At 58.1% G+C, this 16,835-nt stretch carries 16 protein-coding genes; 10 read left to right on the top strand and 6 right to left on the bottom strand.

All coding sequences use genetic code 11. The features are described 5' to 3' along the window. Positions 1-69 precede the first annotated feature (69 nt). Complete coding sequence (gene thpR, locus QRN33_RS23185) at positions 70-609, top strand: RNA 2',3'-cyclic phosphodiesterase (protein ID WP_285410337.1); 540 nt, start codon at positions 70-72, stop codon at positions 607-609. Positions 610-862: 253 nt separating this feature from the next. Here thpR and QRN33_RS23180 read toward each other — a convergent pair whose 3' ends face one another. The 5 genes from QRN33_RS23180 to QRN33_RS23160 all read right to left on the bottom strand — a co-directional run bounded on the left by QRN33_RS23180 (position 863) and on the right by QRN33_RS23160 (position 6,116). Continuing rightward, positions 863-1,960 carry a polyamine ABC transporter substrate-binding protein gene (locus QRN33_RS23180; protein ID WP_042609311.1) on the bottom strand — a complete coding sequence of 366 codons (1,098 nt, stop codon included), beginning with the start codon at positions 1,958-1,960 and terminating at the stop codon, positions 863-865. Between the two features lie 175 nt (positions 1,961-2,135). Further along, positions 2,136-3,014 (bottom strand): ABC transporter permease subunit, encoded by an 879-nt coding sequence (locus QRN33_RS23175; protein WP_285410335.1) that lies wholly within the window; start codon positions 3,012-3,014, stop codon positions 2,136-2,138. After that, positions 3,011-3,925 (bottom strand): ABC transporter permease subunit, encoded by a 915-nt coding sequence (locus QRN33_RS23170; protein ID WP_064363558.1) that lies wholly within the window; start codon positions 3,923-3,925, stop codon positions 3,011-3,013. Before QRN33_RS23170 ends, QRN33_RS23175 begins: the two co-directional genes overlap by 4 nt. Then, on the bottom strand, positions 3,922-5,064 hold the full coding sequence (locus QRN33_RS23165) for an ABC transporter ATP-binding protein (RefSeq protein ID WP_285410333.1): 1,143 nt from the start codon (positions 5,062-5,064) through the stop codon (positions 3,922-3,924). Before QRN33_RS23165 ends, QRN33_RS23170 begins: the two co-directional genes overlap by 4 nt. Before the next feature lie 290 nt (positions 5,065-5,354). Beyond that, complete coding sequence (locus QRN33_RS23160) at positions 5,355-6,116, bottom strand: gamma-glutamyl-gamma-aminobutyrate hydrolase family protein (RefSeq protein ID WP_285410330.1); 762 nt, start codon at positions 6,114-6,116, stop codon at positions 5,355-5,357. A gap of 282 nt (positions 6,117-6,398) precedes the next feature. On the opposite strand from QRN33_RS23160, the gene QRN33_RS23155 reads away from it, so the two are divergent. From QRN33_RS23155 to QRN33_RS23125, 7 genes are all read left to right on the top strand, one after another. After that, entirely contained in the window at positions 6,399-7,775 is a 1,377-nt protein-coding gene (locus tag QRN33_RS23155) for a glutamine synthetase family protein (RefSeq protein WP_007918694.1), read from the top strand. Positions 7,776-7,947: 172 nt separating this feature from the next. Further along, complete coding sequence (locus QRN33_RS23150) at positions 7,948-9,438, top strand: aldehyde dehydrogenase (RefSeq protein ID WP_285410327.1); 1,491 nt, start codon at positions 7,948-7,950, stop codon at positions 9,436-9,438. A 49-nt stretch (positions 9,439-9,487) separates the two neighbouring features. Continuing rightward, a complete protein-coding gene (locus tag QRN33_RS23145; protein ID WP_285410325.1) occupies positions 9,488-10,771 on the top strand; it encodes an NAD(P)/FAD-dependent oxidoreductase in 1,284 nt (427 codons plus the stop codon). Between the two features lie 393 nt (positions 10,772-11,164). Next, positions 11,165-11,713, top strand: a complete 549-nt coding sequence (locus QRN33_RS23140) for a cupin domain-containing protein (RefSeq protein ID WP_011333561.1) — start codon at positions 11,165-11,167, stop codon at positions 11,711-11,713. A 283-nt stretch (positions 11,714-11,996) separates the two neighbouring features. Further along, the gene (locus tag QRN33_RS23135; RefSeq protein WP_285410323.1) at positions 11,997-13,115 is read left to right on the top strand and encodes a DUF6161 domain-containing protein; all 1,119 of its coding nucleotides are present in this window, start codon (positions 11,997-11,999) and stop codon (positions 13,113-13,115) included. 585 nt (positions 13,116-13,700) lie between these two features. Next, positions 13,701-13,985, top strand: coding sequence for a hypothetical protein (locus tag QRN33_RS23130; RefSeq protein WP_285410321.1), 285 nt, complete (start codon positions 13,701-13,703; stop codon positions 13,983-13,985). 188 nt (positions 13,986-14,173) lie between these two features. Then, positions 14,174-14,458 carry a hypothetical protein gene (locus QRN33_RS23125; protein ID WP_285410319.1) on the top strand — a complete coding sequence of 95 codons (285 nt, stop codon included), beginning with the start codon at positions 14,174-14,176 and terminating at the stop codon, positions 14,456-14,458. 60 nt (positions 14,459-14,518) lie between these two features. Here QRN33_RS23125 and QRN33_RS23120 read toward each other — a convergent pair whose 3' ends face one another. Then, positions 14,519-14,950, bottom strand: a complete 432-nt coding sequence (locus QRN33_RS23120; RefSeq protein ID WP_042609320.1) for a hypothetical protein — start codon at positions 14,948-14,950, stop codon at positions 14,519-14,521. Between the two features lie 159 nt (positions 14,951-15,109). Here QRN33_RS23120 and QRN33_RS23115 point away from each other — a divergent pair, with 159 nt between their 5' ends. Together QRN33_RS23115 and QRN33_RS23110 are read left to right on the top strand one after the other, a co-directional pair. Further along, on the top strand, positions 15,110-15,532 hold the full coding sequence (locus tag QRN33_RS23115) for an HD domain-containing protein (RefSeq protein ID WP_285410317.1): 423 nt from the start codon (positions 15,110-15,112) through the stop codon (positions 15,530-15,532). Between the two features lie 137 nt (positions 15,533-15,669). Next, complete coding sequence (locus QRN33_RS23110; protein WP_285410316.1) at positions 15,670-16,689, top strand: AbrB family transcriptional regulator; 1,020 nt, start codon at positions 15,670-15,672, stop codon at positions 16,687-16,689. Positions 16,690-16,835 lie beyond the last annotated feature (146 nt).

Genomic DNA, 16,835 nt, shown 5'->3' with positions numbered 1-16,835 from the left:
TCCTGTCGCGAGTCGTCAGAACAGGCTGAGTAGAATCGGCGCGATCATGACGAACAAGGGGAGAGGGCAATGATTGATGGGGTGCGCAAGGATGAGCCGTCGAAGCGATTGTTTTTTGCCTTGGATTGCCCGCCAGCGCAGCGCAAGGCGATCGCCCAGTGGCGTTCGGAGCTGGGTCTGCGCAACGGCAGGCCGGTGCCGGCGGACAACTTTCATCTGACCTTGCTGTTTCTCGGCGCGGTGCCGCTGGCGCAGATTCATGGCGTCTGCGAAGCCGCGGGCAGTGTGCGCACGCCGGGTGAAGCATTGCGGATTTCGCTGGATCGCTTGCAGGTCTGGCATCGCGCCGGTGTCCTGTCATTGGCACCGGAGCAGGCGCCGCAGGCGTTGTTGCGCCTGGTCTATGCGCTGGAGCAAGCGATGCTGCCGTTCGGTTTTGAAGAAACCACCCATGAGTTCCGTCCGCACCTGACCCTGGCTCGCGAATACCGTGCGCCGGAGCCGGAAGCGGGCACGCCGCCGGAGTTTTTCCTGCGCGCTGAACGCTTCGCCTTGTTCGAATCGCACAAGGGCCGCTATCGGGTTTTGCAGGACTGGTCGCTGATCTGAACGAACAAAAAAGGCGCCCGAAGGCGCCCGCAAATTCACCCGAGCCGAGGGAGCCGGGTGAGGCCGTTCAGAGCAAGGGGCAGCGGTGGTAAGGCGCTGCGTGAACGGGAAACCTGTGATTCTGTCTGGCATAACGCCGAACCACTGTAGGAGTGAGCCTGCTCGCGATGACGTCAGCACATTCACTATCGAAGCTGGCTGAAACACCGCTATCGCGAGCAGGCTCACTCCTACATGTGGATCACTGGTGTGCTTATTTCCCGAGCTTCACCCGCGTCCAGCCGCGCGTCATGATGCGCTGTGTCGCAATTGGCTGATCCGGCACGGCATACAACGTCGCCATCACCGCTTGCGATGGATACGAGCCCGGTTCATTGCGGATCGCTTCGTCCACCAGTGGCGTGGCCGCTGCGTTGGCGTTGCTGTAGCCGATGCTGTTGGTGACTTCGGCGATGATGTCCGGGCGCATCAGGAAGTCCATGAACAGGTAGGCGTTGTCGACGTTCGCAGCGTCGCGCGGGATGGCGACCATGTCGTAGAAACTGCCGGCGCCTTCCTTGGGAATGCTGTAGTCGATCACTACCTTGTTGCCCGATTCCACCGCCCGTGCCTTGGCCTGCAGGACGTCGCCGGAGTAACCGACCGCTACGCAGATGTTGCCGTTGGCCAGATCGGAGATGTACTTCGAGGAATGGAAATACGCCACGTACGGGCGGATTTTCATGAACAGCGCTTCCGCCTCGGCGATGTGCGCCTTGTCCTTGTCGTTCACCGGATAGCCCAGGTAGTGCAGGGCGGCCGGGAGCATCTCGGTCGGCGAATCGAGAAAACTGATGCCGCAGGCTTTGAGTTTTTCCGCGTTCTGCGGTTTGAACAGCAAGTCCCAGGAGTTGGTCGGGGCGTTGGCGCCGAGCACTTCCTTGACCTTGGCCGGATTGAAGCCGATACCGATGGAGCCCCACATGTACGGGAACGCGTGCGCGTTGTCCGGATCACTGGCGGAGGCGTTTTTCAGCAGTACCGGGTTGAGATTCTTCCAGTTCGGCAGCTTCGATTTGTCCAGCGGCTGATAGACGCCGGCCTTGATCTGCTTAGCCAGAAAACTGTTCGACGGTACGACGATGTCGTAACCGGATTTGCCCGCCAGCAGGCGCGCCTCGAGGGTTTCGTTGCTGTCGAAGACGTCGTAGGTCACGCGAATACCGGTCTCGTCTTCGAACTTCTTCACGGTGTCCGGCGCGATGTAATCGGACCAGTTGTAAACACGCAGCACCTTGTCGTTGGCCTGGGCGCCCATGACCATTGCGCCCATTAAGGACAGTGTCAGCAGAGTCCTGCCAAACATTTTCATCGGTACAACTCCCTTCTTCTTATTCAAAAACCCAACACAAAACATGATGTACACAGAGCCATTGTGGCGAGGGAGCTTGCTCCCGCTGGGCTGCGAAGCGGCCGCAAGATCTTGTGAGCGCTGCGCACTCAAACGGGAGCAAGCTCCCTCGCCACAGGTTCTTATAGTCCTAGAGTCAGGCTGTGGCCGCTGCGGCACGTTGCGGCTGCCACGACTCATTCGCGGTCTGATCCATTGCTTCCTGGATCGCCCGTTTGCGATTGGCTTCCGCTTTGCGGCCGAAGTACCAGACGAGGAAAGTCACCAGCGACACCGCCAGCAGAATCAGACTGGCCACGGCGTTGATCTCGGGTTTCACACCCAGACGCACCGCCGAGAACACTTCCATCGGCAGCGTCGTCGAGCCCGGCCCGGAGACGAAACTCGCCAGCACCAGATCGTCCAGCGACAAGGCAAACGACATCATCCCGCCTGCCGCCAGCGACGGCGCGATCATGGGGATGGTGATCAGGAAAAACACCTTGAACGGTTTCGCACCGAGGTCCATCGCCGCTTCTTCGATCGACAGATTCAGCTCGCGCAGGCGGGCGGAGACTACCACCGCGACATAAGCCGCACAAAAGGTCGTGTGAGCAATCCAGATGGTGACGATGCCTCGCTCCTGCGGCCAGCCGATCAACTGCGCCATCGCTACGAACAGCAACAACAACGACAGACCGGTGATCACTTCCGGCATCACCAGCGGCGCGGTCACCAGGCCGCCAAACAGCGTGCGACCCTTGAAGCGCGTGACGCGAGTCAGGACAAAAGCGGCGAGGGTGCCCAGCGCCACCGCCGCAATCGCGGTGTAGCAGGCAATCTCCAGCGAGCGCACCACCGAGCCCATCAGTTGCGTGTTGTCGAGCAGGCCGGCATACCACTTGATTGACCAGCCACCCCACACGGTCACCAGTTTCGAGGCGTTGAACGAGTAGATCACCAGAATCAGCATCGGCAGATAAATGAACATCAGGCCGAAGATCAGCATGAACCTGGAAAAGTTGAAGCGTTTCATCCCCGTGCCTCCATCTCTTTGGCCTGACTGCGGTTGAACAGCAGAATCGGCACAATCAGGATCAACAGCATCACCACCGCCAGGGCGGACGCCACCGGCCAGTCGCGGTTATTGAAGAACTCTTGCCACAGCACGCGACCGATCATCAGCGTCTCCGGGCCACCCAACAGTTCCGGAATCACGAACTCGCCGACCACCGGAATAAACACCAGCATGCAGCCGGCAATGATCCCGTTCTTCGCCAGTGGCACGGTGATCTTCCAGAAGTTGTTGAAGTTGCTCGAACCCAAGTCCTGCGCGGCTTCCAGCAGGCTGTTGTCGTGCTTGACGAGGTTGGCGTAGAGCGGCAGAACCATAAACGGCAAATACGCGTACACGACACCTATATAGACGGCAGTGTTGGTGTTGAGGATCTCGATCGGGTGATCGGTGAGCCCGGTCCACATCAGAAACGCATTGAGCAAGCCGTTATTGCTGAGGATGCCCATCCACGCATAAACGCGGATCAGAATCGCCGTCCAGGTCGGCATCATGATCAACAGCAGCAGGACGTTTTGCGTTTCCTTGCCGGTCTTGGTGATCGCGTAGGCCATCGGAAAACCGATCGCCAGGCACATCAGCGTGCTTAGTGCTGCGACCTTCAGCGAACCGAGGTAGGCCGACAGGTATAGCTCGTCCTCGCCGAGCAGGGTGTAGTTGCCGATGTTCAGCAGCAGCTGGAATTTCTGTTCGGCGAAGGTGTAGATCTCCGAGTACGGCGGGATCGACAGTGCGGCTTCCGAGAAGCTGATCTTCATCACCAGAAAGAACGGCAGCATGAAAAACAGGAACAGCCAGATGAACGGAATACCAATCACCAGTTTTCGTCCGCTGGGCACCAGGCGCAGGAATTGCTGATTGAAGGTTCTCATGAGCGCAGTACCACGCCGCTGTCGTCTTCCCACCATACGTAGACCTTGTCGTCCCAGGTCGGCCGCGCACCACGACGTTCGGCGTTAGCCATGAACGACTGGACGATCTTGCCGCCGGGCAGCTCGACGTAGAACACCGAGTGACCGCCGAGGTAGGCGATGTCGTGCACCTTGCCTTCGGACCAGTTGTAGCGGAACTCCGGTTGGCTGGTGCTGACGAGCATTTTTTCCGGGCGGATGGCGTAGGTGATCGACTTGTCCTGCACCGAAGTGCTGACGCCGTGACCGACGTAAATTTTCTGCTGCAAATCCGGGCTGTGGATGATCGCGTGGCCTTCCAGATCTTCCACCACGGTGCCGTCGAAGGCGTTCACGTTGCCGATGAACTCGCAGACCATGCGGCTGACCGGCGCTTCATAAATGTCGACCGGGCTGCCGATCTGCGCGATCCAGCCCAGGTGCATGATTGCGATGCGCTGAGCCATGGTCATGGCTTCTTCCTGGTCGTGGGTCACTATCACGCAGGTCACGCCGACGCGTTCGATGATCTCCACAAGCTCAAGCTGCATCTGCGAACGCAGTTTCTTGTCCAGCGCACCCATCGGCTCGTCGAGCAGCAACAGTTTCGGCCGTTTCGCCAGCGAGCGGGCGAGGGCGACGCGCTGCCGCTGACCGCCGGACAATTGGTGCGGGCGGCGTTTGGCGTATTGGGTCATGTGCACCAGACGCAGCATTTCTTCGACGCGGGCATCGATTTCACTGGCAGGCAAACGGTCCTGTTTAAGGCCGAAGGCGATGTTCTGCGCCACGGTCATGTGCGGGAATAACGCGTAGGACTGGAACATCATGTTGATCGGCCGCTCGTACGGCGGCATGTCGGTGATGTCCACGCCATCGAGCAGAATCCGCCCCTCGGTCGGCCGCTCGAAACCGGCGAGCATGCGCAGCAGGGTCGATTTGCCCGATCCGGAGCCACCCAGCAGCGCGAAGATTTCGCCCTGATGGATCTCCAGGGACACATCGTCCACGGCCACGGTTTCGTCGAACTTCTTGGTGACACGGTCGACTTTCACCAACACCTTTTTCGGTTGCTGATGACCTTCGAGTGCCTTCCGGTAAGTGCTGGAGGCGTTTGCCATGTGAAACTCCCAACAGGTTTCGTGTGCCTGGCCAACGTGGCCGGGCTTAAGTGGATTGCAAGCCTGCAAATGCACCTGTAGGAGCTGCCGAAGGCTGCGATCTTTTGATTTTGTTTTTCAGGATCAAGATCAAGAGATCGCAGCCTTCGGCAGCTCCTACAGGGCTCCTGCCCTGCGGCTTGGGTCGTACTTGTTGTTATTACGGGTGTCGCGGTTCACGACTGACAGGTGTGCAAACGCACACCCGCCAGCCGCGGGGGCAGTAAATCGTTACTTGATTCGTGGTTGCGTCAGCGCTGGTTGCGCCGCGCCGCCCGCTGCCGGCACGCTGCGCCGAACGCCTGGAAAATCTTCAGGTAGTCGGGGTTGTCCAGCACTTGCCATTCCGGGTGCCATTGCACGCCGAGTGCGAAGGTTGGGCTGTGCTCGACCGAGATCGCTTCGATCAAACCGTCCGGCGCCACCGCTTCGACACGCAGGCCAGGAGCGAGGCGGTCGATGCCCTGGCTGTGAATCGAATTGACCTGAAACTCGTTGGGCAACTCCAGCGCCTCGAACCCTCCGCCAGCGAGCACACTGACCGCATGGGCCGGGGCGTATTGCACCGCGACATCCGGGCTGTCCGCCTCGCGGTGATCGAGCATGCCCGGCAGCTCATGCACCCTCTGATGCAGACTGCCGCCGAAGGCCACGTTCATTTCCTGAAAACCACGGCAAATGCCGAGCACCGGAACGCCCGCCGCGATGGCTGCACGCAATAAAGGAAGGGTGGTGGCGTCGCGGGCCGGATCGTGATCCGTGCCGGGCTCACTGGCCGGGCCTTGATAGTGGAAGGGCTCCACATTCGAGGGTGAGCCGGTCAGCAACAGACCGTCGAGTTGACCGAGCAGGTCGTCGATTTCAGTCAGGTTGCCGAGGGAAGGAATGACCACTGGCAGCCCTTCAGCGCCAACGCTGACAGCACGTACGTACTTGTCGCCGCTGATGTGATAGGGATGCAGGCCAATCTGTTTGACGCACGCAGTAACGCCGATCAATGGCTTGAATGCCATTTTTATTCACCTCGAAGTCTGTCACTTGAACGAGCTTTTCCGGAGCTTAGCCTCGTTGATTTTAATTAACAACTGCCATGTAAAAAATTCTAAACGCCGATCATCAGGTTGCGCTGGTTTCATGGGGTTTGACGGCGGATCTGGCACGAGAGTGTTAATAAAAGCCCGAAAAATAAAGGCTTCGGGGCCAGCTGTTCGCTATTGACTTCACTTTGCCTTTCGGATTGACTGGCTGCGCAACACGGTGGTGAACATAATAATTAACAGCTAAATAGGTGCATCATGTCGGTCCCTCTGCGTACCGTTCAACTCAACGAAGCCAACGCATTCCTTAAGAAATATCCTGAGGTTTTGTACGTCGACCTTCTGATTGCGGATATGAACGGTGTGGTGCGCGGCAAGCGCATCGAACGCACCAGTCTTCATAAGGTGTACGAAAAAGGCATCAACCTGCCGGCGTCGCTGTTCGCGCTGGACATCAACGGCTCTACGGTGGAAAGCACCGGTCTGGGCCTCGATATTGGCGATGCCGATCGCATCTGCTATCCGATTCCCGGCACCTTGAGCATCGAGCCGTGGCAAAAGCGCCCGACCGCACAACTGCTGATGACCATGCACGAGATCGAAGGCCAGCCGTTCTTCGCCGACCCGCGTGAAGTGCTGGCCAATGTGGTGCGCAAGTTCGACGACCTCGGCCTGACCATTTGCGCCGCGTTCGAACTGGAGTTCTATCTGATTGACCAGGACAACGTGAACGGCCGTCCGCAGTCGCCACGCTCGCCCGTGTCGGGCAAACGTCCGGTATCGACTCAGGTGTACCTGATCGACGATCTCGACGAATACGTCGACTGCCTGCAAGACATCCTCGAAGGCGCGAAAGAGCAGGGCATCCCGGCTGACGCGATCGTCAAGGAAAGCGCCCCGGCGCAGTTCGAAGTCAACCTGCATCACGTTTCCGACCCGATCAAGGCCTGCGATTACGCGGTGCTGCTCAAGCGTCTGGTGAAAAACATCGCCTACGACCACGAGATGGACACGACTTTCATGGCCAAGCCGTATCCGGGCCAGGCCGGCAACGGTTTGCATGTGCACATTTCGATTCTGGACAAAGAAGGCAACAACATCTTCGCCAGCGAGGATCCCGAGCAGAACGCCGCGCTGCGTCACGCGATCGGCGGTGTGCTCGAGACCCTGCCGGCGCAAATGGCGTTCCTCTGCCCGAACGTCAACTCCTATCGCCGCTTCGGCGCGCAGTTCTATGTGCCGAACTCGCCGAGCTGGGGCATCGACAACCGCACCGTCGCCGTGCGCGTGCCGACCGGTTCAGCGGACGCCGTGCGCATCGAACACCGCGTCGCCGGTGCCGATGCCAACCCGTATCTGCTGATGGCTTCGGTGCTGGCCGGTATTCACCACGGTCTGACCAACCAGATCGAACCGGGTGCTCCGGTCGAAGGCAACAGCTACGAGCAGAACGAGCAGAGCCTGCCGAACAACCTGCGTGACGCCCTGCGTGAGCTCGACGACAGCGAAGTCATGGCGCGCTACATCGACCCGATGTACATCGACGTGTTTGTCGCGTGCAAGGAAAGCGAGCTGGCCGAGTTCGAGAACTCGATTTCTGACCTTGAGTACAACTGGTATCTGCATACCGTCTAAAAGCTGACACCCAACCCTGTAGGAGCTGCCGAAGGCTGCGATCTTTTGACTTTGATTTTCGGAGCAAGAGCTAAAGATCGCAGCCTTCGGCAGCTCCTACATGGGAACGGGTTATCAGATTTCGTTTGGCGTGCGTTCGCCCATCCCCATTCCTTTTGTCGAGCTCATAACAATGACCACAACCCGCAACGACTGGGAACAACGCTTCCAGTCCCTGTCCATCGAATCCCGCGCCTTCATCAACGGTGAATACCGCCCGGCGATCAGTGGCGACACCTTCGAATGCCTGAGCCCGGTCGATGGCCGCTTTCTCGCCGCCGTCGCCAGTACCGATGAAGCCGACGCCAACCTCGCGGTGGAAGCCGCGCGTCGATCGTTCAACTCCGGTGTCTGGGCGAAAAAAGCCCCGGCCGAGCGCAAGCGCATCCTGATCCGCTTCGCCGATCTGATCCTGCAGCACCAGGAAGAACTGGCGCTGCTGGAAACCCTCGACATGGGCAAACCGATCAGCGATTCGATGAGCATCGACATCCCGGCCACCGCCAACGCGATCCGCTGGAGCGCCGAGGCCATCGACAAGATCTACGACGAAGTCGCCGCCACCCCGCACGACCAACTCGGCCTCGTCACCCGCGAGCCCGCCGGTGTGGTCGCGGCGATCGTGCCGTGGAATTTCCCGCTGATCATGGCCAGCTGGAAGTTCGCTCCAGCGCTGGCAGCGGGTAACTCGTTCATTCTCAAGCCTTCGGAAAAGTCGCCACTGACCGCCATCCGTATTGCGCAGCTTGGGCTGGAGGCCGGGATTCCGAAGGGCGTGTTCAACGTGCTGCCGGGCTTCGGTCACACCGTCGGCAAGGCGCTGGCGTTGCATATGGATGTCGACGTCCTGGCCTTCACCGGTTCCACGGCGATCGCCAAGCAACTGATGATTTACGCGGGCCAAAGCAACATGAAACGCGTCTGGCTCGAGGCCGGCGGCAAGAGCCCGAACGTGGTGTTTGCCGACGCACCGGATCTGCGCGCCGCAGCCCAAGCAGCGGCCGGTGCCATCGCCTTCAATCAGGGTGAAGTCTGCACCGCCGGTTCGCGCCTGCTGGTCGAACGTTCGATCCGCGAGCAGTTTATTCCGCTGCTGGTGGAAGCCTTGCAAGCGTGGAAACCGGGGCATGCGCTGGATCCGGCCACCACTGTCGGCGCCGTGGTCGACCAGCGTCAGCTCGACAACGTGCTGCGCTATATCAGCATCGGTCGCGAGGAGGGCGCCGAGCTGATTGCCGGCGGCCAGCGCACCCTTGAAGAAACCGGTGGCCTCTACGTGCAGCCAGCGATTTTCGACGGCGTGACCAATGCGATGACTATCGCCCAAGAAGAAATCTTCGGCCCGGTGTTGTCGCTGATCACCTTCGACACCGCTGAAGAAGCCCTGCAGATCGCCAACGACAGCATCTTCGGCCTTGCCGCCGGTGTGTGGACCAGCAACCTGAGCAAGGCGCACACCTTCGCCCGTGGTCTGCGTGCCGGTAGTGTCTGGATCAACCAGTACGACGGCGGCGACATGACCGCACCGTTCGGTGGTTTCAAGCAATCGGGCAACGGTCGCGACAAATCGCTGCATGCGTTCGACAAGTACACCGAGCTGAAAGCGACCTGGATCAAGCTCTAATTCTTTTACAGCGGCGGTCGCCCCTGGTTGGCGACCCTCGGAGAAATGTATGAAACAGCAACACGTCAACAGCTACTACGCCGCCACCCGCAACGAAGTCATCGACTTTCCGATTCTCGAAGAAGCGCTGGACTGCGACGTCTGCATCATCGGCGCCGGCTATACCGGCCTGTCCTCGGCGCTGTTCCTCTGCGAAGCCGGCTACAAAGTCACGGTGCTGGAAGCGGCGAAAGTCGGCTACGGCGCCAGCGGTCGCAACGGCGGGCAATTGGTCAACTCCTACAGCCGCGACGTCGATGTCATCGAAGAGCGCTACGGCGACAAGACTGCGGAAATCCTCGGCAGCATGATCTTCGAAGGCGCCGACATCATCCGTTCGCGCATCCAGGATTACGACATCAAGTGCGACTATCGCCCGGGCGGTATTTTCGCGGCGATGAACAAGAAGCAACTCAACGGTCTGGCCGAGCAGAAGCGCAACTGGGAACGCTACGGCAACCGCAATCTGCAGATGCTCGATGCAGCGGACATTCGTCGCGAAGTCGGCTCCGATGCTTACGTTGGCGGTTTGCTGGACATGCAGGGTGGCCACGTTCATCCGTTGAATCTGGCGCTAGGGGAGGCCGCTGCCATCGTGCGTTTGGGCGGCAAGATCTACGAGCAATCGGCGGCGGTGGAAATTACCTACGGCGAGCCGATCACCGTGCGCACCGCCAAAGGGCTGGTCCGCGCCAAATACCTGCTGATCGCCGGCAATGCTTATCTGCCGCAAGGCCTCGACAACCGCGTCACCGCGAAAAGCATGCCGTGCGGCTCGCAGATCGTCGTCACCGAACCGCTGACCGAGCAGCAGGCACGCAGCCTGATCACCAACAACTATTGCGTCGAAGACTGTAATTACCTGCTCGATTACTATCGCCTCACCGCTGACAACCGTCTGCTTTATGGCGGCGGCGTGGTCTACGGCGCGCGGGAGCCGGACGACATCGAACAGCTGATTCGGCCGAAGATCCTCAAGACCTTCCCGCAGCTCAAGGACGTGAAAATCGACTACCGCTGGACCGGAAATTTCCTGCTGACCATGTCGCGCATGCCGCAATTCGGTCGTATCGAAAAGAACGCCTACTACATGCAGGGCTACAGCGGTCACGGCGTTACCTGCTCGCACCTGGCCGGCAAACTGATCTCGGAAATGATCCGCGGCGACGCCGAACGCTTCAACGCCTTCGCCTCACTGCCGCACATGCCGATGCTCGGCGGCCGCACCTTCTCCGCACCGCTCACCGCTTTGGGCGCGGTCTACTATTCCCTGCGCGACCGTTTCGGCGTCTGATTGACCTCACCGGCGACGGTCCCCAAGACCGCGCCGGTTTTCCCTGTGGGAGCGAGCCTGCTCGCGAAGAGCCCACTCCAGCCACCAATGCAATTCCTGACACACCAGAATCCAACCGTAGGAGTGAGCCTGCTCGCGATAGCGGTGTGTCAGCCCCGAATCATTACCTGACACACCGCCATCGCGAGCAGGCTCACTCCTACAGGTCGGGATTACCAAGGCATAAATGACTTTTGCCCAACCATCCATCGAACCTGCTGAGCAACACCCGCAAACGTGATTTAATAGCCGCCTTTCACGGTTCCGGGACACGGGAGCAACGTGATCCGCGCGACCTGCGCGTCACCCGCCACCCACCCCCATTACCCTTAAGTACCTCAACATAAGGCAGTCATGGATACGGGTTCTCGACTCAAACTAGTACGCGAAAGCTACAAACTCTCCCAGCGCGAGCTCGCCCGGCGCAGCGGCGTGACCAACGCGACCATCTCGCTGATCGAACAGAACCGCGTCAGCCCCTCCGTCAGCTCGCTGAAAAAGCTGCTCGAAGGCATACCGATGTCCCTGGCCGACTTCTTCACCTTCGACCAGCCGCCGCGCGAACACCAATACGTCTTCCGCGCCAACGAACAACCCGACCTCGGCCGCCACGGCCTGCGCCTGCTGCTCATCGGCGCCTCCGTCCCCAGCCGCCAGATGCGCCTGCTCCGCGAACAATACGCCCCCGGCGCGAGCTCCGGCGAAGAGCCAATCGTGCATGCCGAAGGCGAAGAGTGCGGGCTGGTGACGCGCGGCACCGTGGAGTTGACCGTGGATGGACAGGTGAGTGTGCTGAGTGCGGGGGACGGGTATTACTTTCCGACCACGCTGCCGCATAAGTTCCGCAATATCGGGGCGGATGAGGCTGAGATTATCAGTGCGAATACGCCGGCGAATTTTTGAGAGAGGATCTTGTTCGACATTCGGGACAGCTGATACCGAAAAAAACCGCAGGAAATGCGGTTTTTTTGTGTCTTTGATTTTGTGTCTGTCATCATTTTGCATAGTGTCTTAAATGATATCTTTGTGCCATTATCTGATTGGCACACGTGTCGTGTCGTGGGTGAGTCTTTACGTTTGTGCCTGTCTTGGCTTCTGGCAGCCAGACATTGTGCTTGGTGTGAACGATTTTAAATGCAGTAGTTTGTTAAATTTTGATGAATGAATGGGATATTTGGAGTGCTGTATGAAAGGGAAGTTTATAAAGGATTTTGCAGCATTGGATATGGCGCTTTTTACAGAGACAAAGGAGCTTGCCGCAGATTGGTTGGTTAATGAAATTGATTTTTGGAAAGAAGTAACTTCGCGTGCTTACCCCGGTGGTAGTATCGCGGAAGCTGATGTTCCGGAAATTATTGAATACTTACACGATTTGCATAAAATACAGGAGGATCTGGATAAAGCTAACGGCAGTCTAAAAGTCTTTGGTCACAGAATTAAAGAGGCCAATGTAACTCGGAGGCTCCCTTGTTTTGACGAGGGTTTGTCTGGCGAATTCAAGGTCGCAGTAGTAAGTGGTGATACACTCAAAATGGCTCTATTCGTTTACAGATCATCGATGAACGCCTCAGCTGTTGCTTTGGAAGATTTTTATAAAAGTTGGAAGAGTAATCTGGCAGATGAAATCAAATCAACGAAAGAGTCAACGTTTTCGGAGTTGAATAATTACCAAAAAGCTGTAAACGACCAATCTGATAGATATCTCAAGGCAATTAAGGAAGACGGGGATGCGAAAGTTGAGCTGATTAGAGAGTTTTCGGAAAAGGCTAAAATCGCCGCCGTCGAAGAAATAGAAAATTTTGCAAGTACTGTTACCGACAGCGTTATCTCTAATGAGCCTGTAAAGTTTTGGGATGAGAAAAGAAAGCATCACCGACTCAGGGCTTTGATATTTTCAGGTGGGGCTGGTTTTTTGATAGTGCTGGTGGTTTCCTTGTTGGGTGTCCTCCTTCATATGACTTATTCGTCAGATAAGGTTGAGAAGGTTGATTTTTTAAACCTTACTTTGCCAGATCACTATCTTGTTGCTCTCGCCATTCTTTTGGGGTCGGTAGGCGTGTGGGTGCTAAGGGTCATTCTAAAGCTGATGATGACTAATTTGAATCTTGAAAGCGAGGCATATGCGAAGTTGACTGCAATCAAGACGTATGTGGCACTCAGTAAGTCGAAGCTGAGTGATGATACAGTTAATGGATTTCATAAATCCTTATTGCAATCTGGAGCTGCAGACTTTTCGGTTGAGGGGACATCGCCTGAGCTGGTTAAAATTGTGGAGTTGATTCTCAAAAAGCAGGAGAAGCCGTAACAGCTTTTCGGAGTTTAGAATTTCCGAGGGCTGTTATTAAGGCGCAAATGCGCGGTTAATGCAGCCCTTGGGAAATCAGGGCTATTCTGAAAAGCACTCATCTGTGCGGTATTCATTCTTGTTACTCATTAGGCCCATTAAATCCCTGCTGTTCAATCACCCGAAACACATCAATCAAATCCTGCACCATGATTCTGGCTGCTACTGCCATTCGCTGCGAGTCGAAGGGTGGTAAATACGTGCGGGTTCGCAGACCGAAGATAGGCACCAATTTCATTAGCCACAATCGACCTGTAGGACGTGCGACGCATACCTGTGGCGAGGGAGCTTGCTCCCGCTCGGCGACGCAGTCGTCGTAATTGGAGGGGTTCAGTGTGTCTAAGAGAAACGGACTGTCCGGTTTTGGGGCCGCTTCGCAGCCCAGCGGGAGCAAGCTCCCTCGCCACATGGGGTGTTTTCCTATTGAGTTTTCAGACGTCGAACGTGCGTGAGCCGTTTGGGTGATAACCATTCGTCCGACGCGCCGCACGTTCGCCGCGCACCTGCTTCCAATGCTGTAACTCCACACGCAAAGGAAGAGCCACCATGCTGAACCATAGATTTGCGGTGATTACTCTCGCGGCGTTGCTGTTCGGCAGTTCGCCGTATACGCTCGCGGCGGGCGAAACGTCGACCCCGACGGCGAGCGACGGCACCAGCCAGACTCGAGAACCGGCGTCTCCAGCCACCAATGCCGACCCGGATGCCGATTCGCTACCCCAAGGTGGCGATGGTGGCAAGACCGACAATGGGCCGGTGCCTTCTGCCTCTAAACCCAGCCCTGCGGGTCAACCGTCCGGTAGCAGCAGTGGCGGGAGCGGCGGTAGTTGATGAGTGTCGCAAGCTGAAAGCCCGGTCTTTTGAGCCGGGCTTTTTTCTGCGAACAAGATGCTGTCTTTATTAACCTGATGTCTCTTCGAGGCGTCGGGTTTTTTATCCCTGCCATTCGTCAGCCGCCCCGCATTTTCACCGAATACCTGTTTCCAATGCGTAACTCACCCCGCAAAGGAACCATCGATATGCGCCCAGTCAAACTCGCAGCACTCTCCCTGGCCACCCTGTTATCCGCCACCTCGCTCTACGCAACAGCCGCCAGCGACACCCCTGACCCCACTGCAAACGACGGCAACAGCCAAACCAACCCGAGTGCGCCGGAAGACATTCATTCCAACGGCGCCACCGTGCCCAAGGGCACTCAGGGCAACACCACCAACAATGACGGCTCAACCCCTTCGGGCTCCAAGCCCAGTGGTTCGAAGCAGTCGAACGATAGCGGTACCAGCAGCGGCGCTGGTGAGGGCTGATGGTGGGTTCAAATACAGCAAGCCCGGCATCCAGCCGGGCTTTTTGACAGATCCTGGAAGCTACTTGGCCTTCCAGTCACCACCACTGTTCTCACAATCAATCTTCGCCTGAGCCAGATGCTCACCGTCGTAGTAATACGTGGTGACTTTGGCGTTGTCGGGCATGTTCAGCGGTTTGGCGCTTTTGTCTTTGCTGGTCGAGTGCGGATTGGCGAGGGATTCCTGGGTGAGGCGAGCGGTGCAGGTGGCCTGGTAGTGGTCGTCGCAGCGCTCGACTTTTTTCTTGGTGGCGTTGAGGGTGTCCTTGCTTTCGTTGCTGCACGACCAGTTGATGGAGTCCACGGGCATGCCTTCGTATTCGTAGCAGCTGTGGGTTTCCACGGCGGGCACTGCGGCGCTGGAGGAGCGGGTCTGGACGTCGCAGCCTTCGGCCATGACGCAAGTGGGGATGATGGCGAATGTGGCGATCAGGAGCAGCAGTCGGGTTTTCATCGGCAGTTCCTCTCCAATGGCGCCGCGTCTGATCGGTGATTTGGCGCTTGTCTGGTTTCGAGGCGGCGCAGGCGGGCAAGGTTCAATCGGCTTCGCGCTGCGCGATCTTCGCGTACACTGCGCAACAATCAGAAACATCCAGCGCAGGATTCGATTCCCATGGCCCAAACTCTCGAACGCGCCATCGCCATTGCCGCCACGGCCCACACCGGGCAGGTGGACAAGGGCGGCGCGCCGTACATTTTGCATCCGCTGAAAGTCATGTTGCGCATGAACACGCTGGAAGAACGCATCGTCGCTGTGCTGCACGATGTGGTCGAGGATTGCGGCGTGAGTCTGGATGATTTGCGCGGGGAAGGTTTCAGCGAAGAGGTGCTGGCGGCGATTGCAGCGGTGAGCAAAGTGCCCGGCGAGTCCTATGATGATTTCGTCGACCGCGCCGCGCAGAACCCGATCGGCCGGGTAGTGAAACTGGCGGATCTGGAAGAGAACAGCGATATCTCGCGGATCACCTCGCCGAGTTGGGAGGATCTGGAGCGGGTCGAGAAGTATCGGCGGGCGATTGCACGGCTTCGCGCATAAAACGCAAATCCCCCCGTAGGAGCTGCCGAAGGCTGCGATCTTTTGATCTTGATCTTAAAAAAATCAAAAGATCGCAGCCTTCGGCAGCTCCTACAGGGAAATGGTGGTGTGTCAGTTGGATAGCCAGGAAGGCGACTATGAAATCCATTGTGTGCTTGTTGATTGCCGCCGGTTTCGGCGCGTTGTTGCAGTTTGAAGGTCTGCCTCACGGCTTGTTGTTGGGCTCGATTGTGGTGACCGCGTTGTTTGCCAGCAAAACCGGCATCGCCCCGGCAACCCCTTATGGACTTGGCTACATCCAGGTCACCCTGGGTATCGCCACCGGGCTGATGTTCGAAGCTTGGGACAGCGAAACGGCCTCAACGATGTTGCCCAGCCTTGGCATCTTGCTGATCTGCCTGGCCGTCCAAATCGCCCTCGCTGGCTGGTGGCTCACCCGGGGCGCCGGCTGGAATTGCACCGATGCGCTGTTGGCGGTGTATCCCGGCGCATTGGCCGCGGTGTTCGATTTGCTTGAATCGGAAAAGGCTTCGAGCAAGGTCATCATCGTGCACCTGATGCGGCTGCTCTTGATCACCGTGCTGGTGAGTTTGCTCATTCCCGGGCAAGCCGCAGTGGTGGAAGTGGCCAGCGATCCGTTGACCACAGGCATGGCGCTGACCGCATGCTCAGTCATCGCTTTGAGCGTATTGCTCGGGCGTTTGCTGCTGCTGATCGGCGTCCCGGCGCCATTCATGCTTACTGCGATCCTCCTTACCGCGGTGTTTGTGAAGTCGGGATGGCTGCATGGCTTTCACATGCCGGAGTGGAGCTTGAACCTGGCGGCACTGATTCTCGGCGTGCGCATCGGCTCGCGGTTTCAGGGACTTGGCATCGCGGAACTGGCGCGACATGGGCGCACGGCGTTGGTCTCGGTGGGTTTGATGATCGTCGTCGCAGCGATGTTTGCTGAGGTAGCCGCGCGGTGGCTTGGCAGTGATCCGCTGTCGTTGTGGCTGGCGTACATGCCTGGCGCGATCGAGACGATTGCGATTGTCGCGTTTGGGGGTGGGCTGAATGTGGTGTTTATCCTGACGCATCATCTGAGCCGGATGGTGCTGCTGCATTTTGCCCCGGCGTTGTTGGTGCAGTTTCGGCGGGTGCGCCAGGAAACTTGAAGCAAGCCAGTGGTGCCTGGCGATTACGGCGTGTCAGTCAGATCCATCCCCCTCACCCCAGCCCTCTCCCCCAAAGGGGGCGAGGGGGAAGGGAGCAGATCGGGGGCTGTTCAAAACTTGAGTTCGGCTCGATATCCCAGATCGGC

It is taken from the genome of Pseudomonas sp. FR229a, assembly GCF_030209115.1.
GTDB classification, from domain to species: domain Bacteria; phylum Pseudomonadota; class Gammaproteobacteria; order Pseudomonadales; family Pseudomonadaceae; genus Aquipseudomonas; species Aquipseudomonas moraviensis_A.
The sequence above is the reverse complement of the archived record's forward strand: the minus strand, read 5'-3'. Positions and strand labels throughout refer to the sequence as shown.

What these genes read in the sequence shown, in the direction of transcription:
- QRN33_RS23115 (WP_285410317.1), top strand. Translation starts at nt 15,110, where the DNA reads ATGGCCCAAACTCTCGAACGCGCCATCGCCATTGCCGCCACGGCCCAC.
- QRN33_RS23130 (WP_285410321.1), top strand. Translation starts at nt 13,701, where the DNA reads ATGCTGAACCATAGATTTGCGGTGATTACTCTCGCGGCGTTGCTGTTC.
- QRN33_RS23155 (WP_007918694.1), top strand. Translation starts at nt 6,399, where the DNA reads ATGTCGGTCCCTCTGCGTACCGTTCAACTCAACGAAGCCAACGCATTC.
- QRN33_RS23125 (WP_285410319.1), top strand. Translation starts at nt 14,174, where the DNA reads ATGCGCCCAGTCAAACTCGCAGCACTCTCCCTGGCCACCCTGTTATCC.
- QRN33_RS23140 (WP_011333561.1), top strand. Translation starts at nt 11,165, where the DNA reads ATGGATACGGGTTCTCGACTCAAACTAGTACGCGAAAGCTACAAACTC.
- QRN33_RS23175 (WP_285410335.1), bottom strand. Translation starts at nt 3,014, where the DNA reads ATGAAACGCTTCAACTTTTCCAGGTTCATGCTGATCTTCGGCCTGATG.
- QRN33_RS23180 (WP_042609311.1), bottom strand. Translation starts at nt 1,960, where the DNA reads ATGAAAATGTTTGGCAGGACTCTGCTGACACTGTCCTTAATGGGCGCA.
- QRN33_RS23120 (WP_042609320.1), bottom strand. Translation starts at nt 14,950, where the DNA reads ATGAAAACCCGACTGCTGCTCCTGATCGCCACATTCGCCATCATCCCC.
- QRN33_RS23110 (WP_285410316.1), top strand. Translation starts at nt 15,670, where the DNA reads ATGAAATCCATTGTGTGCTTGTTGATTGCCGCCGGTTTCGGCGCGTTG.
- QRN33_RS23160 (WP_285410330.1), bottom strand. Translation starts at nt 6,116, where the DNA reads ATGGCATTCAAGCCATTGATCGGCGTTACTGCGTGCGTCAAACAGATT.
- QRN33_RS23135 (WP_285410323.1), top strand. Translation starts at nt 11,997, where the DNA reads ATGAAAGGGAAGTTTATAAAGGATTTTGCAGCATTGGATATGGCGCTT.
- QRN33_RS23150 (WP_285410327.1), top strand. Translation starts at nt 7,948, where the DNA reads ATGACCACAACCCGCAACGACTGGGAACAACGCTTCCAGTCCCTGTCC.
- thpR (WP_285410337.1), top strand. Translation starts at nt 70, where the DNA reads ATGATTGATGGGGTGCGCAAGGATGAGCCGTCGAAGCGATTGTTTTTT.
- QRN33_RS23145 (WP_285410325.1), top strand. Translation starts at nt 9,488, where the DNA reads ATGAAACAGCAACACGTCAACAGCTACTACGCCGCCACCCGCAACGAA.
- QRN33_RS23165 (WP_285410333.1), bottom strand. Translation starts at nt 5,064, where the DNA reads ATGGCAAACGCCTCCAGCACTTACCGGAAGGCACTCGAAGGTCATCAG.
- QRN33_RS23170 (WP_064363558.1), bottom strand. Translation starts at nt 3,925, where the DNA reads ATGAGAACCTTCAATCAGCAATTCCTGCGCCTGGTGCCCAGCGGACGA.